This is a genomic window from Bacillus sp. FSL K6-0069 (assembly GCF_038007785.1).
Classification (GTDB): domain Bacteria; phylum Bacillota; class Bacilli; order Bacillales; family Bacillaceae_G; genus Bacillus_A; species Bacillus_A mobilis.
Genome location: NZ_JBBOXN010000001.1, coordinates 3875662 through 3898739, shown reverse-complemented (window position 1 = coordinate 3898739; position 23078 = coordinate 3875662). Strand labels below are relative to the sequence as shown.

Genomic DNA, 23078 nt, shown 5'->3' with positions numbered 1-23078 from the left:
AAACTGAATAACATATATTATAATTGAGAGAGACGCAGCAAGTGTCCTTTTTGTTAAACAAAAAGGAAATTTCATTCGAATGTCTAGACAACTACTCGTGCATATATTAAGATGGAATTAGGCGAATAAGGTAATAATAACAAGTAGGTATTTCATGGGAAAGGATCGATGAAAATGAAAACGCAAGTTGTCATCAATGCCAAAATTTATACAGGTCAAGAAGTAGTGGAAAACGGATTTATTCGTTACGCAGAAACAATTAAAGAAATTGGTTTGATGGCTCAATATGTATCACAAGAAAATGAAGCGGTTTTAGATGCGGCAGGTAAAATTGTGATTCCAGGTATGATCGATGTTCATATTCATGGTGGATACGATATTGATGCGATGGATGCAAATAGCGATGGATTAGTAACTCTAGGTAAAGAAATGTTAAAAGAAGGAGTTACAACTTACTTTCCAACAACAATGACACAAGCTCCAGAAGCAATCGAAGCAGCACTACATGCTGCGAAGGAAGCGAAAGAAAAAGGAGCACATTTCGAATATATTCACTTAGAAGGACCGTATGTTTCAAAAAAACGTGCAGGTGCACAACCACTTGAACATATTGTTCCTGCGAATATTGAACAATTTAAACAATGGCAGGAAGCAAGCGGGAATCTAATTAAATTAGTAACATATGCACCTGAAGAAGAAGGTGCGTTAGAGTTTGAACAGTATCTTGCTGAAACTGGTGTTGTGGGCACAATGGGTCATACAGATGCAATTGATGCGCAACTAAAAAATAGAAACATTACACATGCAACGCATTTATACAATCAAATGCGTGGATTACATCACCGTGAACCAGGAGTTGTTGGTCATGTGTTATTAAATCCAGATGTAATGGTTGAAGTAATTACAGATGGTATTCACATTCACCCTGATATGGTGAAATTAGCATATAAATTAAAAGGACCGAAAAAAGTAAGTGTTATTACTGACGCAATGCGTGCAAAAGGTCTTGAAGATGGATTATATGAGCTTGGCGGACAGCCAGTACATGTAAAAGATGGTAGTGCTCGATTAGAAGATGGAACGTTAGCTGGTAGTATTCTAAAAATGGATCAAGCTTTCCGAAATGTAATTGAATTTACAGGTTGTTCAATCGAAGATGCGGTACTAATGACATCAGTTAACCAAGCAGAAGAGTTTGGATTAAATCATAAAGGTGCATTAGCGGTAGGAAAAGATGCAGACTTTGTTGTGATGAATGAAGATTTACATGTATATGATACGGTTCGTTTAGGAATTCATATGAAGGAAGGGAAGTAATGAAATGAATATTCTTGTTGTAAAAACTCCAGAAGAACTAGCAGAAGCAGGTTATAAATTAATTGAAGAAGTTGTAAAAACAAAAGAAAATCCAACATTAGGAATGGCTACAGGAAGCTCTCCATTAGGTATTTATGCAGAAATGCGAAAAAATAAACTTGATACAAGCCGTGTAACCACTGTAAACTTAGATGAGTACGTAAATTTACCACATGAAGATAAAAACAGCTATCACTATTTTATGCAAGAACAGTTGTTTGATCATCTTCCATTTAAACAAACTTATGTACCAAACGGGATGGCAAGTGATTTAGAGGAAGAGTGCAAACGTTACGAGGGCATTCTAGCTGCTAACCCAGTTGACCTACAGATTCTTGGAATCGGTGAAAACGGTCACATCGGATTTAACGAACCAGGAACACTATTTAATTCTCCAACAAACATTGTTGAATTAACAGAATCTACACGCCAAGCAAACCTTCGCTTCTTCGAAAAAGAAGAAGATGTGCCAACTCATGCGATTACAATGGGAATCGGAAGCATTATGAAAGCGAAACAAATTCTACTTGTTGCTATGGGTTCTAAAAAGGCAGAAGCTGTTAAAGAATTATTGCAAGGTGAATATAGTGAAGCGTGTCCTGCTACAGTTTTACAACGTCATCCGAATGTAACCGTAATCGCTGATCAAGAAGCTCTATCTTTATGCAGTGAGGCGATTGCTGATGAACATCGACAAGTATTCACCATTTCCGATCTATTATCAGATTCAAGAGTGGGTGAAACAGCTAATTGAGGACGGCGAATGGAAGCCGGGAGATAAAATCCCATCTGAGAATGAACTTTGCGATAAGTTCGAAGTGAGTCGTATGACAATCAGACAGGCGATTAATAATTTAGTGGAACAAGGTTATTTATATCGGAAACGTGGAATCGGTACGTTTGTCCAACTTCCGAAAGTGGAACAAAAATTGCAAGGAATGACGGGATTCACAGAAGATATGATTTCTCGTGGGATGAACCCAAGTAGTCAATTACTTAGTTTCCGCCTAGTTCCAGCTACTGCGAAAATCGCAGACCGGTTGAGAATACAGGAGGGAGAGTCGGTTTATGAAGTGAGGCGTATTCGCTTAGCTGATGATGAACCGATTGCTTTTGAGACGACATATTTGTCGCCAGCTCTTGTAAAAGATATTAACGAAGAAATATTGCAACAATCTTTATATGAACATTTAGAGAAAAAACTGGGCTTTAAACTTGTTAGCGCTACTCAATCAATTGAAGCTTCAATTGCAACGGATAATGAAGCGGAACATCTGCATATTCCTAAAAAGGCGCCAGTGCTTGTAATGCGTCAATGGTCATATTCAGAAGGTGAAGTACCGTTAGAGTATGTGAAATGTATTTATCGTGGAGATCGTTATAAGTTTATTACAAACATCGCACGTAACAAATAATATATTTCAGTTCGTGAAGTACAGTTAATGTCAAATTGTTTAACATGTAAAGAAAAAATACGACTCATCCTTACAAGGAGTGAGTCGTATTTTTATTATGAGCAATTACGTGGTTAACAGCATCTTTAACTGTATTTACTACATAGTGAGCGTGTTCTTTTACTGCGTCATCTGCTTGAGACATAGCAAAACTGTGAGGAGTTAAAGAAAACATTGGGATATCATTATAAGAATCCCCTATGCAAGCAACTTCATCTGGCTGTATTTGAAACTCTTTTAATAAAACAGAAATAGCAGCCCCTTTACTAATATTAGGTGGCATTACATCTAAACATTGCTCTGCTGAAATGAATGTACTAACTTTTCCGTGGAATTTTTCATCGATTTTTTTCTGAAGGATTTGTAAGCTTTCCTTTGTTCCACCGACAGAGATTTTATTTGGAAAAATTGTATCATCAATTTTCTGTAATAGATGCGGTTCTTCAACAGAAGTCATCGTGACTTGTTGTTCGAGCTCATGAATAAACGGTGTTTTTTCTTCAATGTAATAATTATGCTCATCACTTACATAACGAAAATAAGGATCTTCATTTGTCATTGCTAACAGATCAGGTAGAATACTCGAATCGAATGTTGCGGATAATAGTTGCTCGTTTTCATGTGTGTACACGAAAACACCATTTACACTAATGCGATGGAAATTTGTATTTATAGCTTTCATTAAGTCTGCAATCTCATTATCAAGTCGGCCAGAAGCGAAACAAAGAATAACATTTTGCTCAGCAAGACTACGAAGTGCTACAAAATCCTGTTCGTCAATTAATCCTCCGTGTTGCATCATTGTACCATCGATATCACTTACAAACATTTTAATCATGTTGTTATCCCCTTTCTATGTACAGTTGCTCTTACATTATACGCATCATATATAAACATGTCTAAAAAATGAATTTTTATGAAATGGTAGATGTTTTACATTGACGACAAAGAAGAATGTTCTGTAACATAAAAGCAGGCTATTTAAGTACGAGGGTGGTGTTATATGAGTAATTATCTAGAAATTAAAAAAGTTTTAAATAATAATGTCATCATTGCTAGCCATCCTGAACACGAGGAAGTAGTAGTGATTGGTAAAGGAATTGGATTTGGGAAAAAAGCGAAAGACGTATTGGAGCAAGAACAAATTGAAAAAATGTTTGTTTTGAAAAATGAACGTGATCGTGAACAATACAAACTGTTAGTGCCGCATATAAGTGAAAAATTAATTGAATTAATGAATGATATTATGTTCTACATTCAAGAAAAAGCAAAATCACCATTGAATGAACATATTCATATCGCTTTAACAGATCATATTTCTTTTGCAATTAAGAGATTAAAACAAGGACTTACAATTGATAATCCTTTTTTAGTTGAAACGAAAATGCTCTATCCAGAGGAATATGAAGTTGCTGAAGGTGTTGTAGACCTTTTAAATTCTCGTTTGCAAATTATATTGCCAGAAGGAGAAATTGGGTTCATTGCACTCCATATTTACAGTTCACTTACAAATTCAGATTTATCTTCAGTTAATCAAAACTCCCGTCTCATTGCACAGCTTGTATCTTTAATTGAGACAAACTTACAAATTACATTAGACCAAGAAAGTATCCACTACTTACGCCTTATCCGTCATTTACAATATGCTATTGAACGGGTGAAAAAAGGGGAGAAAGTAGAGGAATCACAAAGCTTTGCTGATTTATTAAAGGCGGAATATCCCGTCTGTTATAATTTAGCTTGGAAGCTAGTAAAGGTCATGCAAAAAGAATTGCAACTTCCTGTGTATGAAGCAGAGAGCATATATTTAACGATGCACCTGCAGCGCTTAGTGAAAGCAGAGCATGTGTAAAAAGACGTATATTTTTGTCTAAAATGAAAACGTTAAAAAAAATCATTGAATCGCTTACAATAGTTATGTATAATAACTAATGCAAAGTTATACAAATTTCGACAAACACATTAAGGTAAGTAACGAAAACGTTTGCCTTAATTATAGTGAACTTATAAGTAATCCTATTTTTGACACGTGTTACTGATTCGATCAGGCATGAGTGGAGAAAAGTAAGGAATGTAAGCTTGAGAAAGGGATATACTACCCTTTGTATAGCTATCGTTCTATCTTTTTTTCCTCATGTCTTTTTGGCGTTTGTCGGAAGGTATCAATATAGATAAGAGAGGAAGGGTTTCCATGTTTAAGAAGATCTTTGGTGTTCTTCAAAAAGTCGGAAAAGCGTTAATGCTTCCAGTAGCGATTTTACCGGCAGCAGGTATTTTACTTGGATTTGGTAATGCATTTCAAAATCCACAGTTAACAAATGTTATTCCTGCTTTAAAAGCAGATTGGTTCGTAATGGTAGCAAAAATTATGGAACAATCTGGTGATATTATTTTCGCTAACCTTGCATTATTATTCGCAGTTGGGGTAGCAATTGGTTTAGCTGGTGGAGACGGAGTAGCTGGATTAGCAGCATTCGTCGGCTACTTAATTATGAACAAAACGATGAGTGTGTTCTTAGAAGTAGATAAGCTAGTGAAAGTAACAAGTTCTGGAGCAGATCCAGTAAAAATTGGATTTTCTGATCCAGCATATGCAAACGTATTAGGAATTCCAACGCTACAAACGGGAGTATTTGGTGGTATTATCGTCGGTATAGTAGCCGCATATTGCTACAATAAATACTTCAACATTGAATTACCATCATACTTAGGTTTCTTCGCAGGTAAGCGTTTCGTACCGATCGCAACTGCAACGTTCTCTTTAGTAGTAGGTATTATCATGTGTTTCGTTTGGCCATACATTCAAGGTGGCTTAAATACGTTCTCACATCAAATGATTGATGCAAATAGAACATTAGCAGCATTCATATTCGGTTTAATTGAACGTTCATTAATTCCATTTGGATTACATCACATTTTCTATTCACCGTTCTGGTTCGAATTCGGTCAGTACACAAATGCAGCTGGCGAATTAATCCGTGGTGATCAAAAAATCTTTATGGCACAGTTAAAAGACGGTGTAGAATTAACAGCAGGTACATTTACAACTGGTAAGTATCCGTTCATGATGTTCGGTCTTCCGGCAGCTGCATTAGCAATGTACCATGAAGCACGTCCAGAAAATAAAAAATTAGCAGCAGGTATTTTAGGTTCTGCTGCATTAACATCTTTCTTAACAGGTATTACAGAACCACTTGAATTTTCATTCTTATTCGTAGCACCAGTACTATTCGGAATTCATGCCGTATTCGCTGGTCTATCATTTATGACAATGCAAATTTTAGGTGTTAAAATTGGTATGACATTCTCTGGTGGTTTAATCGACTTTATGTTATTCGGAGTACTACCGGGCCGTACAGCATGGTGGTGGGTAATTATTGTTGGTCTTGTGCTAGCAGTTATTTACTACTTCGGATTCCGCTTTGCAATCCGTAAATGGGATTTAAAAACACCTGGTCGTGAAGTAGCAAATGCGAATGACGGTGCAGGAAAAACTGAAGCGGGTGAACTTCCTCGTGAGGTATTAGTGGCACTTGGCGGTAAAGAAAACATTGCTTCTTTAGATGCTTGTATTACTCGTTTACGTGTGCAAGTTAACGAACAAAAGAATGTAAACAAAGATCGCTTAAAAGAGCTTGGAGCAGCTGGTGTACTTGAAGTAGGAAATAACATTCAGGCTATTTTCGGACCTAAATCTGACACATTAAAATCACAAATTCATGATATTATGTCAGGTCGTACACCTCATGTTGAAAAAGAAGAGCCTGTAAAAGTAGAAGAAGCTCCTCAGCAAGTTGATGAAAACGAAACAATCGTTTCACCAATTGAAGGGAAAATCTTACCGATTACAGAAGTACCTGATCAAGTATTCTCAGGAAAAATGATGGGAGACGGATTTGCAATCGAGCCAACAGAAGGAACAGTAGTTTCTCCAGTTAACGGTGAGATCGTCAACGTATTCCCTACAAAGCATGCGATTGGCATTCAATCTGAAGGCGGAAAAGAAATTTTAATCCATTTCGGTATTGATACTGTAAAATTAAATGGTGAAGGTTTTGAAGCACTTATAGCACAAGGCGACAAAGTGAAACAAGGACAACCATTATTAAAAGTAGATCTTGCATTTGTAAAAGAAAATGCACCATCTATCATTACACCAATTGTCTTTACGAATTTACAACAAGGACAACAAGTCGAATTGAAAAAAGATGGAAATGTTAAGAAGGGCGAAAACGCTATTATTGACATTCAGTAGGAATTTGACGCAAAATGTTTATAATTATAATAGGCGATGTGGTTGACCGAACATCGCCTATTATATACAATAGATGATGTAGTACTCACGTCTATACAACTAAAAAATACTGTAATTTAAAGGAGATAAATTATCATGGAAAAAATCTTTAAAGTAACTAGCGACTCAGGAATTCATGCTCGTCCAGCAACTCTACTTGTAAACACTGCAAGCAAATTTGGTTCTGACATTAACTTAGAGTATAACGGAAAAAACGTTAACTTAAAATCAATCATGGGCGTTATGTCTTTAGGTATTCAACAAAACGCAGAAATTAAAATCACTGCAAATGGTGATGATGCAGCTCAAGCACTAGCAGCTATCGAAGAAACTATGAAAAACGAAGGATTAGGAGAATAATGACTCTTAACATTCAAGGGATCGCTGCATCAAGTGGGATTGCTATTGCAAAGGCTTTCAGACTTGAGAATCCTGAATTTAACATTGAAAAGAAATCAATTACAAACGAAGCTGCTGAAATTGCACGCTTAGACGCTGCGCTTGAGAAAGCAAAAACTGAATTAGAAGCTATTAAGGACCACGCTTTTGCTGAGCTAGGTGCTGATAAAGCTGCGATCTTTGAAGCACATTTATTAGTGTTAAATGATCCAGAACTAGTAAACCCAGTAAAAGATAAAGTAAATAGCGAAAAAGTAAATGCTGAATTTGCAATGGATGAAGTTGCATCAATGTTTATTTCTATGTTTGAAAACATGGATAACGAATATATGAAAGAACGTGCTGCGGACATTCGTGACGTAACAAAACGCGTTCTTGCACATTTACTAGGAATTAACTTCTCGAACCCTGGTACAATTTCTGAAGAAGTAATCATCATTGCTGAAGATTTAACACCATCTGATACAGCTCAGTTAAACCGTAAGTATGCAAAAGGTTTTACAACTGATATCGGTGGACGTACATCTCACTCTGCAATTATGGCTCGTTCTATGGAAATTCCAGCAGTTGTTGGTACGAAAGTTGTTATGGAGAAAATCCAAAACGGCGATATCGTAATCATCGACGGTTTAGATGGAGAAGTAATTGTAAATCCATCAGAAGAAACTCTTCGTTCTTTTGAAGAAAAGAAAGCGAAATTTGAAGAGCAAAAAACTGAATGGGCAAAATTAAAAGACCAAGCTACTGTAACAAGTGATGGACATCACGTTGAGCTTGTTGCAAATATCGGAACACCAAATGACGTACAAGGTATTATCGATAATGGCGGAGAAGGCGTTGGTTTATACCGTACAGAATTCTTATACATGGGCCGTGACAATCTTCCAACAGAAGAAGAGCAGTTCGAAGCGTATAAAGCAGTTCTTGAAGGTGTAAAAGAAGGTCAACCTGTTGTTGTTCGTACACTTGATATCGGTGGAGATAAAGAGCTTCCATACTTACATTTACCAAAAGAAATGAACCCATTCTTAGGATACCGTGCAATTCGCTTATGTCTTGATGAGCAAGATGTGTTCCGTACACAACTTCGTGCATTACTTCGTGCTAGCGTATATGGTAACTTAAAAATTATGTTCCCAATGATTGCAACTCTTGATGAGTTCCGTCAAGCGAAAGCAATCTTATTAGAAGAGAAAGCGAAACTTGTAGAAGCGGGTACAACTGTTTCTGATTCTATTGAAGTGGGTATGATGGTTGAAATCCCAGCTTCAGCAGTATTAGCAGATCAATTCGCAAAAGAAGTTGATTTCTTCTCTATCGGAACAAATGACTTAATCCAATACACAATGGCTGCAGACCGTATGAACGAACAAGTAGCTTACCTATACCAACCGTATAACCCATCTATTTTACGTCTTGTAAAAATGGTTATCGAAGCGGCTCATAAAGAAGGAAAATGGGCTGGTATGTGTGGTGAGATGGCGGGAGATTCACTTGCTATCCCATTATTATTAGGATTAGGTTTAGATGAGTTCAGTATGAGTGCAACATCTATTCTTCCTGCAAGAACACAACTAAGCAAGTTGTCAAAAGCAGAAATGGAAACATTAGCAGAAAAAGCATTAATGATGTCAACTGCTGAAGAAGTTGTTGAACTAGTTAAAAGCATATAATCAATAAAAAAACCTGAGTCGATTTGAAATCGGTCTCAGGTTTTTTCTATGAGAAAAGTAAATCTTATTTTCTTACTATAGAGGATAAGGAACAGAATTAGATAGCGATAGCAACGATATCAGTTGGGCATACACGTAAAATACCAGTAAAAGTATTTCGGTTTTGATTGTTCTTATCGTCTTTATTGTTATCTTTGTTATCTTTGTCGTTATTACGAGCTAAAGCAGAGAAAAGAGCAACACCATTAGCGAAACCTTCAAAAATTACATTGTTGAATGTGCCGTTACCTCTAATGCTTAAAAGAGAAAGCTCTGTTCCAACTGAAATGCTAGCAAGTACGTTACATACAGCTGGTTGTTGTGGTTTTACCTCTCTCTCTTTCTCGCGATGGTCACGATGGTCACACTCTCTTTCACGATGATGACAGTCTCTAAAGTTATCACAGCATCCAAATGATCCAAACATAATCCTCATCACCCCCTTCACACTTATAATCTATGTAAGTTCGGTAGTGAGTGACTGGACAGAGAGTGGAATTTTTTCTAGGGGATTTTCTCATTTTAAATGACTAGCTGGGTGTTTATTACGGGATGATGTTTAAAATAGGATAGATATCACAAAAAAGTGTAAGGACCACCGAAATGAATGAAATAGGTAGCCTTTACACTTTTTTGCTTTTATATAAAACGATGATGTATACAGGAAGAGCTAAGAGTAGTGGTGCAATGGATCTTGCAGTATGTTTTTCCGCTTCTAATTGAAACGCTTCTTCTTTTGGGAATTGTAACACTGATATGTTTGCAGCATCGCCAATAAAATATAACAGCAGTACAGTTACTATGTAGCTTAAAAGTGCGATAAAGCTTCCGTATGAACTCAATGAAAATCCCTCTCTTGTTATCTATTTGTTATCATTGTATCATAATTGTAACAAAAACACACGGTTATATTTCGCTGTTTTAACAAATTTCGACATGAAACGCCATTTTTGTTTATGGGAATAGCATAAAATTTACTATTTTTTTATGTAAAGCTGTCGAATAATACATTGTAATATTACGGATGTGTGACAGAAGAAAAAGAAACGAAGGTAATGAAATTACCTTCGTTTCTTTTTTATCCCGTATTAACAGGCAGTAAACCCCTCATATTGACTAAAGGTTCACTTTCTTATTTTGCCCATTCACTCACTTGTTCTACGCTCATTCGTGGTGCAGGGTGGCCTTTTAAAGTTGATTCACCAATTGTAATAAGCATAATTGGTACGTAACGAGATGAAACATTGAATTCTTCTATAAGTGCTTGTGGGTTGAAACCACCAATAGCACAAGTATCCCAGCCAGTTGCTTTAGCTGCAAGCATAAGTTGCATTGCTGCTAAAGATGCATTTGAAAAGGCTGCATCTCTTGGGAATTGCTCACGAGCATATGCAGACTCAATATTTTTAGCTAAGCGCTCTTTAGCTTCTTCTTTCATGAATCCTTGTTCTACAATTGGACCATAAACTGGTTCAACGTTTTTATAAGCTTCTAAATCACCTAAAATAGCGACTACAGCAGAAGCATCAAGTATTTGTTGCTGGTTATAAGCAATTGGATGTAATCGTTTCTGTACATCTTCACCTTGGAATACGAGGAATTTCCAGTGCTGTAAGTTCCAAGCAGAAGGTGCTTGAGCAGCTCCCTTTAAAATCTCGTGTAACTCTGTAGATGAAATTTCTTTCTCCGGGTTGAATGCACGTGTAGATGTGCGTTCATATAGAACATTAAAAAAATTATCGTTTGTCATTATATATCCTCCAAATTACATATCAAATTATGAAAAAATACATGTAGTATATTCTACTTACATTTTGTAAGTTATTGAATTTAAGAATATAATATCTTTATTTTAATTGTCAAGTTTTAAAGAGGAAGCTAGGGCATTCATACAAACGATACAATTCCGATAATCATACACTAAAAAAGGAATTTATAGAGTGAAAAAGAAAAGAGAACATTCTCAATTAGCTTGTTAATATGTATCCCTCACTCATTAAAATTTTTTGAGAGTAGCTTTTTATAAAATGTTTGTGAGGAATTCAGTAGAACAAGATATATGAAGTGAGTGAAGACTAGTGATGAACATACTACATTTTTTATTAGAGAATACGGTTTTCCAAAATGTATTACAAGATCTTCAGTTAAATGTCCTTTATATAGAAAATGGATGTACACATCAACAAACGATAGAAAATATTCATCCAAAATGTATGTTTATAGCAAATAGTTTTGAAGAAGGAGAATTATTGTTTCAGAGGACTAAACCACATATTGTAATTATGTATGTAACAGATTTTTCTCAAATAAAATATATAAAGAATATGTATAATCCACAGAGTACATTTATTGTCATTTGGGATCAACAAATAACAAGCGAGTTTGCAGAGGTGCTTACGTTAGGAATACGTAATATTGTGATAGCCCCTGTGACCCCACAAATGGTGTTAGAGGAAGTGAATAAGAGTTTGTATCAGCTTTCTTTAGTACGGCAAGTAAGTTTGCAACAAGAACTACTTCAAATGATGTTTGATTTTCAAAATGATCTATTATTTATAGTAGAAGATGATGAGATCGTTGATTGTAATACAAACTTTTTAGAGTTTTTCGGATATGAAAATTTGTTTGCCTATCGTGAGCAACATTTAGTATTTGCTGAACATTTTATTAGAGAAAATGGATACTATTCAACAACCCATGATATAACATGGTTAGATGATACATTATCATATGATAGAAGAATTAAGATGTCCAATTATGAAGGGGAAGTGTCAACTTTTTTATTGCGTGCGACACCACTGCCAGAAGATTTATCAAGATTTATTGTGAAGTGTACAGAGATTACAGAATTAGATGAAATCTATCAAGAACAAGAAAGGCTTGCGATGATAGATTCGTTAACAGAGATTTATAATCGTTTGAAGTTCCAACAAATACTAGAGGCAGAATGGGATAATGCAATGCGTAACGATGAAAAAATAGCGCTCATTTTATTTGATATAGATAATTTTAAAACAGTAAATGACACGTATGGTCATGATTTTGGTGATTTAGCGTTAATTCAGCTTGCAGAGCTTATGAAATCTAAAGTGGAGCAGCAACATGTATTTGCAAGGTGGGGAGGAGAAGAATTTATTATATTAGTAACGAATACTGTAGAAAAAGAGGCATTTCAGGTTGCGGAATCATTACGATTTTTCATTGAAACAAAGCAATTCTCAGGAATTTCGAAATTAACAGCCAGTTTTGGAGTTGCATTATATGAACAAGGGATTACAAGAGAAGAATTAATGCAACGAGCGGATATTGCATTATATGAAGCGAAAAAAAATGGAAAAAATCAAGTATGTGTATATAGAAAAGAAAAAAAATAATTTTTCGCAACAAATTGTTGCGATTTTTTTTTATTCCTTTCGGAAAGAAGACTCCATCTGATTTTTGTTACGGATGAAACCCAACAATTCAGGGGGAGATGAATTACCGTCAGAAGGTAGGCTGAACTCTTTTGTTTCTTTTTGTCTTACGATATAATCGGTGGTAGATAAGGAGGGAGTATATCGTAAGACAACGAAATTGGATAATAATAATAATAATTTGGTTACTTGGGCCAAAAGGGATTACGATGAAGACCATGTTCACATTTTGTTCTGTTTCGTTCCCAATTTTGATTTGTCAAAAGGAATTAACAGTTATAAAAGTGTTAGTTCTTGTTCCGTGAAACGAGATTTCCTAAGATAAAACATGATCTTAAGAAAGAAATAATTTTAATAAACTCTCTAAAAAAGGTGGTGAAAACAATGGCTAGAAAGAAGGCTGTGAAAGTATTACGGAAACAAAAGAAAAGAGAAACGCTGCGACGTTTCACGCAGAAGCAAAATATCGGACGAGCTTGCCTAACTGCAAAAGAATTTCGCTTATTGCAACGCATGTCACATAGTTCAAAAGCATTACGAAATGTTGGATTGTACACGATTAAACAAAGTTATTTGAACCATAATAAAATGGCTACTGTAAAAGAAGTGGACACCGCCATGCAAGCTGATATGAACTACTGGGGCATTCAATCAAATTCTGTTCAAGCGATTCGTAGAGTCTTATTTACAGAAGTGAAGAGCTTTTTTAAAGCAATGGAACAGTGGAAGGGAAATCCTGAGAAGTTCACAGGGCGTCCGAAGTTTCCGAATTATTCTCGTTCAACGGACAAACGAATTATTGAAATCTATCAAGTACCCAAAGTGGATGAGAACGGGTATTGGATGATTCCGATGAGTGTTGTGTTTAGGCAAAAATTCGGTTCCATTAAAATACGTATGCCAAAAAACATAAGAAATAAAAAAATCTCTTACATTGAGATTGTACCGAAGCAAAAAGGTCGGTTCTTTGAGGTGCATTACACATATGAACTGCACGTTTCTCAAATGAAGAAACAATCCACGACTACGAGTAACGCTTTGAGTTGCGATTTAGGTGTAGATAGATTAGTAAGTTGCGTGACAAATACAGGTGATACATTTTTAATTGATGGGAAAAAATTAAAATCCATTAACCAGTACTTCAACAAAAAGATACGTAATTTACAGCAAAAAAATATTGAAAACGGAATTTCAAAACGCGTTGTAACGAATAAAATGGCTGCACTTTGGCATAAACGAGAAAAGCAAATAAATGGTTACATTTCACAAACGGTAGGCCTGTTGTTCAAAAAAGCGAAAGAATTCGATATAGATACGATTGTCGTAGGGTATAACGCTGGATGGAAACAAAAATCTGATATGGGAAAAAAGAATAATCAAACATTTGTACAAATCCCGTTTCATAAACTGATTGCAGCAATTGAGAATAAATGTATAAAAGAAGGCATCCGATTTTTCAAACAAGAAGAAAGCTATACTTCAAAAGCTAGTTTTCTTGATAAAGATCCGGTTCCAGTTTGGACTAAGGATGATAAGACATATTATCACTTTAGTGGCAAACGAATGACTCGTGGTCTGTACCAAAGTAAAGCTGGAAGATGTATTCATGCGGATATTAACGGTGCATTGAATACCTTGAAAAAATCAAAAGTTATAGAATTGGATGAAAATCTTAAAGTGAAAACGCCGATTCTATTAGAAGTGCAAAAACGTAAGGCTGTTGCTTCATGCATAGCTTAGTGGGTGCGTCAACCATCCATGTGTACTCGACTTGTCGGGGCTTGTAGCACACGCCAGATTCATCTGAGTGGTAGCTTCTTCCACAAGGAAGAACTGCTCTTTTTCGAAAGGGTGGTGCAAGTGGGAAAACAATCGTTCGTTGCCAGTACCAACCAAAAACATACTTGGGGTGTTACCATAAGGTGGCACGAATGCTAGAGCGTCAACTGTCTAGCGATAGACGAAAAGACCTAGCGTTATAACTCAAGCCCCCACTGAAACGTTTCAAATCAGTGCGGGAAATTGACTGTTTGATAATAGAATGTGAGGGGGATTTTGAACGAAGGAATTATGGAGGAACAATATGATAAAAAAAATAATGACGATGGCTTTGCTGTCTGCTGTAGTTGGTGGTGGAGTATACTATTTTCTCTATAATCCCAATATAAAGGAAAGTACTGTATTAACAACTAAGGTGAATCCTACTATTGAATCAGAAGTACAAGAGAATATAGAAGAAAAAGAAGAACAACAAATTGATTATGCTAGTATATCTCAAAAGTTAGATCAATATTTAATAGGAAAGCAATTTAATGGAACAGTTTTAGTGACAGATAAAGAGCATGTTATATTGAATAAAGGATATGGGTATGCTGATGTTCAAAATAAGATAGAAAATACGCCTCAAACCAAATATCGTATCGGTTCTATTACGAAAACAGTCGTGGCCACATCTATTTTACAGCTGCAGGAACAAGGGAAGTTAAATATTCAAGACAATGTAAATAAATATATTCCCTCTTTTCCGGTAGATAAAAATATCACCTTATATCATTTGTTAACACACACATCAGGTTTACCAGAAAGCGGAAAAGGGAAAGTGAATGCCGCTTCTCGTATAAACTTAGTAAATTGGATTGGAAGTCAAAAATTAGAATTTCCACCAGGCGCAGGTTGGAGATATACAGATTATAATTATATGGTGCTTGCCTATATTATAGAAAGCATATCAAAAAAAACTTTAGGAGATTACATAAAAGAAAATATATTTACTAAAGCAGAAATGCATGAATCTGGTATGGGAAATATGGCTCAGGGAGATCAGCATTTTACTAAAGGATATGTAAAGAAAGAGAATGTCCTTGAACCTGCACAAAAATTGTTAATGGAGTGGTTATACGGATGCGGTGAGATGTATACGACAGTTGGCGATATGAAGAAATTAGACGAAGCAATTATAAATGGGAAACTTCTTTCTGAACAAAGTATACAAGCGATGTTTTCACCTTCAACAGAACGAAAATATGCATTTAGTTTTTACATATATCCGGATTATTTTTATAATCATGGTGTACTATCTGGTTGGAATACTTTCAATAATTTTAATAAAGAAAAAGGCACTTTTGTTATTTTATTTTCAAATGTGAAAAATAGTATAGATGATGATTTTAATAATGAGTTTCGAAAGATGGTAAGTGATTTATTAGAACAAAGGGGATGAGAAAATGGAACGTAAAAATGTATCAATAGGTTTTATCGGTATTGGTGTAATGGGAAAAAGTATGGTGCGTCATTTAATGCAAGACGGTTATAAAGTATATGTATATAATAGAACAAAAGCGAAGACAGACTCTTTAGTGCAAGATGGTGCAAATTGGTGTGATACACCGAAAGAGTTAGTAAAACAAGTTGATGTTGTAATGACTATGGTTGGATATCCACATGATGTAGAAGAAGTATACTTTGGGATAGATGGAATTTTGGAGAATGCAAATGAAGGTACGATAGCAATTGATTTCACGACATCTACACCAACATTGGCAAAACGTATTAATGAAATTGGTAAAAGTAAGAATGTATATACGCTAGATGCACCTGTATCAGGAGGAGACGTTGGTGCGAAAGAAGCAAGACTTGCAATTATGGTCGGTGGCGAGAAAGAAATATATGAAAAATGTTTACCTTTATTTGAAAAGTTAGGAACAAATATTCAGTTGCAAGGGCCAGCTGGAAGTGGACAACATACAAAAATGTGCAATCAAATAGCGATTGCTTCAAATATGATTGGAGTATGTGAAGCTGTTGCTTATGCGAAAAAAGCTGGACTAGATCCAGATAAAGTATTAGAAAGTATTTCAACGGGAGCAGCAGGTAGCTGGTCATTGAGTAATTTAGCTCCTCGAATGTTAAAGGGAGATTTTGAACCAGGGTTTTATGTAAAGCATTTTATGAAAGATATGAAGATTGCTTTAGATGAGGCGGAAAACTTGCAATTACCAGTACCAGGTTTAAGTTTGGCGAAGGAATTGTATGAAGAGTTAATGAAAGATGGGGAAGAGAATAGCGGAACACAAGTGTTATACAAGAAGTACATAAGGGGGTAAATGAGATGGATCTTCAAAAATTTGATGAGATGATTGATACTGTACAACGAGCAACTTGTATAAAAATTAATGAAAAACAAAAAGAAGCTTTTAAACAAAAATATGATTTTGAGCCGAAATTCGAATATGGAAGAGATGAAAAGGGGCATTATGTTATTCGATCTTCAAAAAAGATGCTAGAAGAAATGGAATTTTATTTGGCATTGAAATATGATCGAGATGGAGTTGATCTATATATGCAAGCTGAGATTGATGGTATATGTCACGTATCTGTTAGCTATAGTGAAGACGTCTTGCACCTACAAGAATTATTTCAATTTCTAGAAGAAAATAAATAAAAGTCCTCATTTGAGGACTTTTATTTATTTTTAATTTTATAATTATAAGCTAGAAGCTCGGCGGCATCGTTCGATTGGGAATGGAATAACTTGTGCGATATGATTAGGACCGAATTGTTTTGCACGAGCATGGCGTACTATATAAAATGCACACAGAATTGAAACAGGAATAGCACCGAATAAGCCGAAAAATAAAGCGCTTACACAAGATGCGACAAAACCTAAAACACCAACTTCCAACTCTTCCATAATAGCTCCTAGAATAACAGGAAGTGCTCCACACGTAACCCCTAGTATAAGTGCGATAAGTAAACTCATGATTATCCCCCTCTGTTTGCGATATTCTTTTCCTTATTAGTTAATTGTAGTATATCATATACAAAACAGAATTTTCAGAAAAAATTCAAAAAAAGTTCAATAAATGTTCAAAAAGTGTTAAAAAAATCACTTAAAAAATAGAAGGAGAGATTGTTTTTGAATAGAAGGACTCATATGTTTGAGAAAATAAAAAATCAGGCTTATTTCATTTTTCGAAATAAGCCTGTTCCATAGGAGGATGTATATATGTAGAGTGAATAAAAGGTTGGAAAAGGGGATCCAAGTCCTTTTATTCAACTAACTACCTTAATAAATTGGAACCCAGCCTTCAGTTGTAACAAAAATACGAATAGCTACAACTTGACGATCATCTTGCAAGGTAAAATAATGTCTTGCATTTTCAGGAACAGATATGAGATCGCCTGGCTCAAGTTCAACGTCAAAGAATTTCCCATCTTTTCCTTCAATGGCAAAGATGCCATGCCCACTAACAATAAAGCGAACTTCATCATCAGTATGATGGTGTTCTTTTTGGAAATTAATTAATAATTCGTCAAGGTTAGGTGTGCTATTTGAAAGGGAAATTACATCATGTGCTTTATAACCTCGGCGCGCTGAAACATCAGCGATTTCTTTTGAAAACACAGCTAATATTTCAGCTTTGTTTTCATCTGTTAACGAATAATTTTCATTTAAATGAGTAGGAAGATGAGCGATATTCCATCTCTCATATAAAACACCTTCCTCTTGTAGAAATTTAGATACTTCCACTTCATTTTCGATGCGAGTATTTACTTCATGAATACGAATTTGCGCCATTAGAAACGCCTCCTTGAATTGATAATAGTTTTATATGAAATTGGAATAAAAACTCATAAGCTTCTAATCTTTTCTTTGCATCAAAGCTATCTCGGCCCCATACGGTAATACCGTGGTTACGGATTAATACTGCTCCAGAATCTCCTTGTATATGCTTGCGGAAGTTTTCACCAAGCGTTGGGATATGGGCATGGTTTTCGATAATAGGAATGTGAATTGTTGCGCCTTCTTCCCAAATATCGAGAGCTTTAATAATTTCTTGATTTTGAAGGGTGACTGCATCACTATATAAATTTGTGATGACATTATTATCAGTTGTATGAACATGAAGTACGCACCCGGCATTCGTATTGTTATAAATATGTGTATGTAATATTGTTTCTGCTGAAGGGCGTAATTCAGTCTCTAATACGGGAACCCCCAGATGATCTACTAATAGAAAATCATCTGGAGTAGTTTTTGTTTTATCTTTACCACTTGCTGTAATAAGAAAAGTAAGTGGCTCATGACTAACCTTTATAGAAATATTACCACTCGTTGCTGGAAACCAATTTCGTATTGTTAACTCTTTTTTTATCTCGCTTAAGTCATACCACTGACGAAAAAGTTGTTTCATGATTTCACCTCCAACAAATGTTTTAATTCAGTTTGAACATCACGGAATGTTTCAAACGGTGTATAAGCAATAGCATTCTCTTCACACTTTGTAATAAGGAAGTCACGAGCAAATACTTTATCTGCTTGTTTCGCAGCTTGTAAATCAGTAATTGAATCTCCAATCACAATATGGAAGTCATTCGAATCACTTAATTTACGGATTAACGATGATTTGCATAATCCGCAATGATTTTGACAATGGTGATCACAAGGATGAGGCCACTTAACGGTAATGAATTCACGTGAAAAGTCTGTTTCATTACAGTAAATTTTCTCTTTTGGAATGATTTCTTGTAAGAGTGGATAGACGAAAAAGTCCATTCCACCTGATATAACGTAAAAAGAAATGTTATTTTCATTTACAAATTGTATAAATTCATGAAAGCCACTACGGATTTCAGCAGTTTCTATTAAAAATTGAATCATATCATCGTGTAGACTAGTAGGTATTAATTGAAATAATTGAGAAACACCTTCTTGAATAGACAACTCTTGTGATAAAATTCTATTCTTTACTTCTTCCGCTTCTGGTGGTGCAAATTTTTCCATAATGGACATAATGTTATCATTATTTGTAATCGTGCCATCGAAATCACAAAATACTTGAATACTCATAATTTCACCCCATGAGAAGGGTTTCCCCATATTTGTAGTGCACTATGCAAATTTATATCATCCACTTCATGGAGTGGTGTATTTTGCAAAGTAGCATCAATTGCAGTACGGAAAGCTTTACCACCGCCTTGCGCCCCGCTTGGATGTCCATGTATCCCGCCGCCAGCATTAATAACAACATCTTTACCGAAATCTCGTAAAATAAAGGGAACGAAACCAGGGTGAATACCAGCAGACGGAACAGAAAAACTCTTCTTGAAAAACGGATCATCTTCAGTTAAATATTTTGAGATAGCAAGAGCTTCCTCTTTTTCTAGTGCAACACTTCCGTATGGAGATGGGAATAATGAAAAGTCAGCCCCAGCATAACGTAATAGCTTTCCGAGTAATAATGGAGATGAAACGCCATATAATTTGGAGGCTGAGTAAGCGCCACTTACAGCAGGGTGTGCCATAATAGGAACTGGGATTTCATCATCTTCTGCTAGTGATTGTAGTACATCTAGTCCATAAGCAAATACGTTAAATAATAGAATGTCAGCTCCAGCGTGCACGGCGCGTTTCGCATTTTCTTTTAAATCAAAGGTTCGACCTGTTAAATTTACGGCATATAGCGTTTTATGGCCGTATGTTTCATATACGGATTGTAAAACTTCTTTTCCAGATACAATGCGTTTCGTAAGTGGTGTGAATGTATTCTCAAATAATATTTCATCATCCTTTACGATATCTACACCACCAATTGCTTGATCACGTAATTGTGTTTTTAAATACCCAATATTTCGTCCAATCATTCCTTTAAAAATGCTCATTAAAAGGGGACGTTCATGCACTTGTAAAAGATTTCGAATACCATCTATACCGAACTTTGGACCAGGGAAATACTTTTTTAACTCGTCTGAAAAGGTTAAGTCAATTAACTTCACTTCGCCATCAAGTGATAGCTTTCCGAATGTAGTTGTTAAAATTGCTGGTAAGTCTGGACTGAAGTTTAATAACGGATATTCAATTTTAATAATCCCGCGTTTAACTTTTTTACGTAAATACAAATTGGTATGTTCGTGTTCAGTTAATTCTTCAACATGAATGACGTTGCCTTTATGCTGTTTTAATTGTTCTTGCAATAAGTGTGGCAAATGAGTCCAAGAGCCAATTGTTAAACCGAGTGCAATTTGCTCGGCCTTTTTTTCTAAATTATGTGAATCATCATGGATTAAATACGTTGCTATAATTCCGCTCATTGTTAAAACCTCCTAGTTAAATAAAAAAACCTCTCAGCTAAGGAGAGGTTTTTTTACAACCAGCTCCTTATCTGTCAGCATAACGCTGCGAGAATTAGCACCGTGTCTACAATTGTAGATCGGTTGCCGGGTTTCGTCGGGCTCGTCCCTCCACCTGCTCTTGATAAGAAGTATTTAGAAATGTTTAAATTTTTAAGATAACTGAATTTTGTCAGATATTTTTCGTGTTGTCAATTACTTTTTGAAAAAATTTAATTTATCAATTCGATTAATGGCTTCTCGTAATCTATCTTCTGTATGTAAGAGACCAACACGGACATACCCTTCGCCATGTTCACCAAATCCAACACCAGGGGCAACTGCAACGTGTGCTTTTTCTAGTAAAATATCAGAAAATTGCTCAGATGTATAACCTTCTGGTACAGGAAGCCATGCAAAGAATGATCCTGTTGGAATGTCTACATCCCAACCAATTGAGTGACAAGCTGAAATAAGAGCGTTTCTTCGAGATTCGTAACTATTTACAAGGTCTACGACGCAAGATTGTGAACTTAATAGTGCTTCACGGGCAGCATCTTGAACTGCACCAAAAATACTAACATACATATGATCTTGTAATAAGTTAATTGTTTCAATGACACTTGCATTTCCCACAGCAAAAGCAATACGCCATCCAGCCATATTGAAAGTTTTTGATAAAGTGTAAATTTCAATACCTGTATCTTTAGCACCGTCTGCTTGCAAGAAACTAACAGGCTTTTGACCATCGAATCCAATCGCACCGTAAGCAAAATCATGAACGACTAATATATTATGTTCATTAGCAAAATGAATCGTTTCATCAAAGAAATCCTTTGATGCAGTAGCACCAGTAGGATTGTTTGGGTAATTTAAAAACATTAACTTTGCACGCTCAGCGATAGTGTCATCAATTTTCGTATAATCCGGTAAAAAATTATTCTCTGCAAGTAGCGGCATTGTTTCAAATTGTGCTTTTGCTAAAGCAACTCCAGATAAATAATCTGGATATCCTGGATCTGGAACGAGAATGGTATCACCAGGGTTTGTAAAACAAATTGGTAATTCTACTAATCCAGCCTTTCCACCAAACAAAATAGCAACTTCTGTTTTTTGATTTAATTCTACGCCGTATTCACGTTTATAGAATGTTGCCACAGCTTCTTTTAAACTTTCATGTCCACGAAATGGCGGATATTTATGATGAATGGCCTTTTCAGCAGCGTCTTGCAAAGCTTTTACGATATGCTGCGGTGTTGGTTGATCTGGATTACCTTGTCCTAGATTAATAACATCGTGACCTGCTGCAACGACTTTGTTAACTTTTGCAACAAGTGAAGCGAAAAATTGTGTTGGCAATGATGTTACTATCTCAGAAGGTTGAAATAATTTCATACTTTCCACCTCTTTTGAAAGTTGTTACAATTCTAGTGACAAATGATATAATCTTTCCAGTATTTTGTAAAGAAAAAAATTAAGAATGGGGCTGACAAAATGAAAGTCGCATGTATTCAAATGGATATTGTCTTTGGAGATGTAGAAAAAAATATTGAAAATGCTAAAAATAAAATAAGTGAAGCGATGAAAGAAAGACCAGATGTGATTGTCTTACCAGAACTGTGGACAACAGGATATGATTTAACTAGGCTTTCTGAAATTGCAGATAGGGATGGATTAGAAACGAAAGAAAAGCTGAAAGAGTGGTCGAAACAATATGGTGTACATATTGTCGGTGGCTCTATAGCGAAGCAAACAGATCAAGGTGTTACAAATACAATGTATGTTGTAACGAATAAAGGTCAGCTAGTCAATGAATATAGCAAAGTGCATTTATTTCAGCTCATGGATGAACATAAATATTTAATCGCTGGAAATAGTACAGGCGAATTTAAGTTAGATAATATAGAGTGCGCTGGTACAATTTGTTATGATATTCGTTTTCCGGAGTGGATGCGTGTTCATACTGCTAAAGGTGCAAAAGTTCTATTTGTTGTAGCAGAATGGCCATTAGTTCGTTTAGCGCATTGGCGTTTGCTACTGCAAGCAAGAGCAGTTGAAAATCAATGTTATGTTGTTGCATGTAATAGGGCAGGAAAGGATCCGAATAATGAGTTTGCGGGTCATTCTTTAATTATCGATCCTTGGGGTGAAGTTGTTGTAGAAGCGAATGAAGAAGAATCAATTTTATTTGGAGAGCTTACATTCGAGAAAATTAAAGAGGTACGCAAAGGAATTCCAGTTTTTGCAGATCGTCGTCCAGAATTATACAAATAAAATATTGACAAATGATTTTTATTCTTGGTATAGTCTTCAACATAAAGTTAAAAATTCAAAAAATTAT

General features: G+C 35.6%; 23 protein-coding genes, 1 pseudogene and 1 riboswitch. Of the genes and pseudogenes, 14 read left to right on the top strand and 10 right to left on the bottom strand.

Features of this window, described 5'->3' with window-relative positions:
- The first annotated feature begins 174 nt into the window (after positions 1-174).
- Genes nagA through phnF form a run of 3 tightly spaced genes read left to right on the top strand, consistent with a single transcriptional unit; the run spans position 175 to position 2771 of the window.
- Positions 175-1317 (top strand): N-acetylglucosamine-6-phosphate deacetylase, encoded by a 1143-nt coding sequence (nagA, locus tag MHB74_RS19880; protein WP_002107769.1) that lies wholly within the window; start codon positions 175-177, stop codon positions 1315-1317.
- A gap of 4 nt (positions 1318-1321) precedes the next feature.
- Entirely contained in the window at positions 1322-2110 is a 789-nt protein-coding gene (gene nagB / locus MHB74_RS19875; protein WP_001024205.1) for a glucosamine-6-phosphate deaminase, read from the top strand.
- On the top strand, positions 2040-2771 hold the full coding sequence (phnF, locus tag MHB74_RS19870) for a phosphonate metabolism transcriptional regulator PhnF (protein ID WP_002194085.1): 732 nt from the start codon (positions 2040-2042) through the stop codon (positions 2769-2771). Before nagB ends, phnF begins: the two co-directional genes overlap by 71 nt.
- Before the next feature lie 70 nt (positions 2772-2841).
- Here the strand turns inward: phnF and MHB74_RS19865 are convergent, their stop codons facing one another.
- Positions 2842-3648 (bottom strand): Cof-type HAD-IIB family hydrolase, encoded by an 807-nt coding sequence (locus MHB74_RS19865; protein ID WP_061679116.1) that lies wholly within the window; start codon positions 3646-3648, stop codon positions 2842-2844.
- A gap of 165 nt (positions 3649-3813) precedes the next feature.
- Here MHB74_RS19865 and glcT point away from each other — a divergent pair, with 165 nt between their 5' ends.
- From glcT to ptsP, 4 genes are all read left to right on the top strand, one after another.
- Positions 3814-4662: a glucose PTS transporter transcription antiterminator GlcT gene (glcT, locus tag MHB74_RS19860; protein WP_061679117.1), complete on the top strand. Its 849-nt coding sequence runs from the start codon at positions 3814-3816 to the stop codon at positions 4660-4662.
- A 339-nt stretch (positions 4663-5001) separates the two neighbouring features.
- Positions 5002-7065, top strand: a complete 2064-nt coding sequence (ptsG, locus tag MHB74_RS19855) for a PTS glucose transporter subunit IIABC (protein ID WP_061679118.1) — start codon at positions 5002-5004, stop codon at positions 7063-7065.
- Between the two features lie 135 nt (positions 7066-7200).
- Positions 7201-7464: a phosphocarrier protein HPr gene (gene ptsH, locus MHB74_RS19850; RefSeq protein ID WP_000411080.1), complete on the top strand. Its 264-nt coding sequence runs from the start codon at positions 7201-7203 to the stop codon at positions 7462-7464.
- Positions 7464-9176 (top strand): phosphoenolpyruvate--protein phosphotransferase, encoded by a 1713-nt coding sequence (ptsP, locus tag MHB74_RS19845; protein ID WP_061679119.1) that lies wholly within the window; start codon positions 7464-7466, stop codon positions 9174-9176. The genes ptsH and ptsP overlap by 1 nt, the downstream gene beginning before the upstream one ends.
- Positions 9177-9273: 97 nt before the next feature.
- On the opposite strand, the gene MHB74_RS19840 is transcribed toward ptsP, so the two are convergent.
- From MHB74_RS19840 to MHB74_RS19830, 3 genes are all read right to left on the bottom strand, one after another.
- Positions 9274-9642 (bottom strand): DUF3915 domain-containing protein, encoded by a 369-nt coding sequence (locus MHB74_RS19840; RefSeq protein WP_000468032.1) that lies wholly within the window; start codon positions 9640-9642, stop codon positions 9274-9276.
- A gap of 196 nt (positions 9643-9838) precedes the next feature.
- Positions 9839-10057, bottom strand: coding sequence for a hypothetical protein (locus MHB74_RS19835; protein ID WP_000100490.1), 219 nt, complete (start codon positions 10055-10057; stop codon positions 9839-9841).
- Between the two features lie 290 nt (positions 10058-10347).
- A complete protein-coding gene (locus tag MHB74_RS19830) occupies positions 10348-10965 on the bottom strand; it encodes a nitroreductase family protein (protein ID WP_061679120.1) in 618 nt (205 codons plus the stop codon).
- A 331-nt stretch (positions 10966-11296) separates the two neighbouring features.
- Between MHB74_RS19830 and MHB74_RS19825 the strand changes: the two genes are divergently transcribed.
- The 6 genes and pseudogenes from MHB74_RS19825 (at position 11297) to MHB74_RS19805 (ending at position 17069) form a co-directional block, all read left to right on the top strand.
- Positions 11297-12589, top strand: a complete 1293-nt coding sequence (locus MHB74_RS19825; RefSeq protein ID WP_061679121.1) for a GGDEF domain-containing protein — start codon at positions 11297-11299, stop codon at positions 12587-12589.
- Between the two features lie 244 nt (positions 12590-12833).
- Positions 12834-12976: pseudogene (locus tag MHB74_RS29235) on the top strand (transposase); the annotation flags it as partial.
- A gap of 36 nt (positions 12977-13012) precedes the next feature.
- On the top strand, positions 13013-14368 hold the full coding sequence (locus MHB74_RS19820) for an RNA-guided endonuclease TnpB family protein (protein WP_061679122.1): 1356 nt from the start codon (positions 13013-13015) through the stop codon (positions 14366-14368).
- Between the two features lie 343 nt (positions 14369-14711).
- Entirely contained in the window at positions 14712-15848 is a 1137-nt protein-coding gene (locus tag MHB74_RS19815; protein ID WP_061680348.1) for a serine hydrolase domain-containing protein, read from the top strand.
- A gap of 4 nt (positions 15849-15852) precedes the next feature.
- Positions 15853-16731, top strand: coding sequence for an NAD(P)-dependent oxidoreductase (locus tag MHB74_RS19810; protein WP_061680347.1), 879 nt, complete (start codon positions 15853-15855; stop codon positions 16729-16731).
- A gap of 5 nt (positions 16732-16736) precedes the next feature.
- Positions 16737-17069, top strand: coding sequence for a DUF3909 family protein (locus tag MHB74_RS19805; RefSeq protein ID WP_061680346.1), 333 nt, complete (start codon positions 16737-16739; stop codon positions 17067-17069).
- A gap of 42 nt (positions 17070-17111) precedes the next feature.
- Here the strand turns inward: MHB74_RS19805 and MHB74_RS19800 are convergent, their stop codons facing one another.
- The 6 genes from MHB74_RS19800 to MHB74_RS19775 all read right to left on the bottom strand — a co-directional run bounded on the left by MHB74_RS19800 (position 17112) and on the right by MHB74_RS19775 (position 22132).
- Positions 17112-17387 carry a hypothetical protein gene (locus tag MHB74_RS19800; RefSeq protein WP_000054671.1) on the bottom strand — a complete coding sequence of 92 codons (276 nt, stop codon included), beginning with the start codon at positions 17385-17387 and terminating at the stop codon, positions 17112-17114.
- Between the two features lie 306 nt (positions 17388-17693).
- Entirely contained in the window at positions 17694-18206 is a 513-nt protein-coding gene (locus MHB74_RS19795; protein WP_061680345.1) for a 1,2-dihydroxy-3-keto-5-methylthiopentene dioxygenase, read from the bottom strand.
- Positions 18184-18822 (bottom strand): methylthioribulose 1-phosphate dehydratase, encoded by a 639-nt coding sequence (locus MHB74_RS19790; RefSeq protein WP_061680344.1) that lies wholly within the window; start codon positions 18820-18822, stop codon positions 18184-18186. The genes MHB74_RS19795 and MHB74_RS19790 overlap by 23 nt, the downstream gene beginning before the upstream one ends.
- Positions 18819-19478, bottom strand: coding sequence for a 2-hydroxy-3-keto-5-methylthiopentenyl-1-phosphate phosphatase (locus MHB74_RS19785; protein ID WP_061680343.1), 660 nt, complete (start codon positions 19476-19478; stop codon positions 18819-18821). The genes MHB74_RS19790 and MHB74_RS19785 overlap by 4 nt, the downstream gene beginning before the upstream one ends.
- Positions 19475-20719: a 2,3-diketo-5-methylthiopentyl-1-phosphate enolase gene (gene mtnW, locus MHB74_RS19780; RefSeq protein ID WP_061680342.1), complete on the bottom strand. Its 1245-nt coding sequence runs from the start codon at positions 20717-20719 to the stop codon at positions 19475-19477. The genes MHB74_RS19785 and mtnW overlap by 4 nt, the downstream gene beginning before the upstream one ends.
- Positions 20720-20783: 64 nt before the next feature.
- Positions 20784-20889: riboswitch (SAM riboswitch) on the bottom strand.
- Between the two features lie 64 nt (positions 20890-20953).
- Complete coding sequence (locus MHB74_RS19775; protein ID WP_061680341.1) at positions 20954-22132, bottom strand: pyridoxal phosphate-dependent aminotransferase; 1179 nt, start codon at positions 22130-22132, stop codon at positions 20954-20956.
- Between the two features lie 99 nt (positions 22133-22231).
- Here MHB74_RS19775 and MHB74_RS19770 point away from each other — a divergent pair, with 99 nt between their 5' ends.
- On the top strand, positions 22232-23011 hold the full coding sequence (locus MHB74_RS19770) for a carbon-nitrogen family hydrolase (RefSeq protein ID WP_061680340.1): 780 nt from the start codon (positions 22232-22234) through the stop codon (positions 23009-23011).
- Positions 23012-23078 lie beyond the last annotated feature (67 nt).

Excerpts from the sequence above, each read along its gene's own strand:
- MHB74_RS19795 (WP_061680345.1), bottom strand. The coding sequence starts at position 18,206 with ATGGCGCAAATTCGTATTCATGAAGTAAATACTCGCATCGAAAATGAA.
- MHB74_RS19830 (WP_061679120.1), bottom strand. The coding sequence starts at position 10,965 with ATGACAAACGATAATTTTTTTAATGTTCTATATGAACGCACATCTACA.
- MHB74_RS19805 (WP_061680346.1), top strand. The coding sequence starts at position 16,737 with ATGGATCTTCAAAAATTTGATGAGATGATTGATACTGTACAACGAGCA.
- nagA (WP_002107769.1), top strand. The coding sequence starts at position 175 with ATGAAAACGCAAGTTGTCATCAATGCCAAAATTTATACAGGTCAAGAA.
- MHB74_RS19785 (WP_061680343.1), bottom strand. The coding sequence starts at position 19,478 with ATGAGTATTCAAGTATTTTGTGATTTCGATGGCACGATTACAAATAAT.
- mtnW (WP_061680342.1), bottom strand. The coding sequence starts at position 20,719 with ATGAGCGGAATTATAGCAACGTATTTAATCCATGATGATTCACATAAT.
- MHB74_RS19800 (WP_000054671.1), bottom strand. The coding sequence starts at position 17,387 with ATGAGTTTACTTATCGCACTTATACTAGGGGTTACGTGTGGAGCACTT.
- glcT (WP_061679117.1), top strand. The coding sequence starts at position 3,814 with ATGAGTAATTATCTAGAAATTAAAAAAGTTTTAAATAATAATGTCATC.
- MHB74_RS19810 (WP_061680347.1), top strand. The coding sequence starts at position 15,853 with ATGGAACGTAAAAATGTATCAATAGGTTTTATCGGTATTGGTGTAATG.
- MHB74_RS19840 (WP_000468032.1), bottom strand. The coding sequence starts at position 9,642 with ATGTTTGGATCATTTGGATGCTGTGATAACTTTAGAGACTGTCATCAT.
- MHB74_RS19820 (WP_061679122.1), top strand. The coding sequence starts at position 13,013 with ATGGCTAGAAAGAAGGCTGTGAAAGTATTACGGAAACAAAAGAAAAGA.
- MHB74_RS19865 (WP_061679116.1), bottom strand. The coding sequence starts at position 3,648 with ATGATTAAAATGTTTGTAAGTGATATCGATGGTACAATGATGCAACAC.
- nagB (WP_001024205.1), top strand. The coding sequence starts at position 1,322 with ATGAATATTCTTGTTGTAAAAACTCCAGAAGAACTAGCAGAAGCAGGT.
- MHB74_RS19790 (WP_061680344.1), bottom strand. The coding sequence starts at position 18,822 with ATGAAACAACTTTTTCGTCAGTGGTATGACTTAAGCGAGATAAAAAAA.
- ptsP (WP_061679119.1), top strand. The coding sequence starts at position 7,464 with ATGACTCTTAACATTCAAGGGATCGCTGCATCAAGTGGGATTGCTATT.
- ptsG (WP_061679118.1), top strand. The coding sequence starts at position 5,002 with ATGTTTAAGAAGATCTTTGGTGTTCTTCAAAAAGTCGGAAAAGCGTTA.
- ptsH (WP_000411080.1), top strand. The coding sequence starts at position 7,201 with ATGGAAAAAATCTTTAAAGTAACTAGCGACTCAGGAATTCATGCTCGT.
- MHB74_RS19770 (WP_061680340.1), top strand. The coding sequence starts at position 22,232 with ATGAAAGTCGCATGTATTCAAATGGATATTGTCTTTGGAGATGTAGAA.
- MHB74_RS19815 (WP_061680348.1), top strand. The coding sequence starts at position 14,712 with ATGATAAAAAAAATAATGACGATGGCTTTGCTGTCTGCTGTAGTTGGT.
- MHB74_RS19775 (WP_061680341.1), bottom strand. The coding sequence starts at position 22,132 with ATGAAATTATTTCAACCTTCTGAGATAGTAACATCATTGCCAACACAA.
- MHB74_RS19825 (WP_061679121.1), top strand. The coding sequence starts at position 11,297 with ATGAACATACTACATTTTTTATTAGAGAATACGGTTTTCCAAAATGTA.
- phnF (WP_002194085.1), top strand. The coding sequence starts at position 2,040 with ATGAACATCGACAAGTATTCACCATTTCCGATCTATTATCAGATTCAA.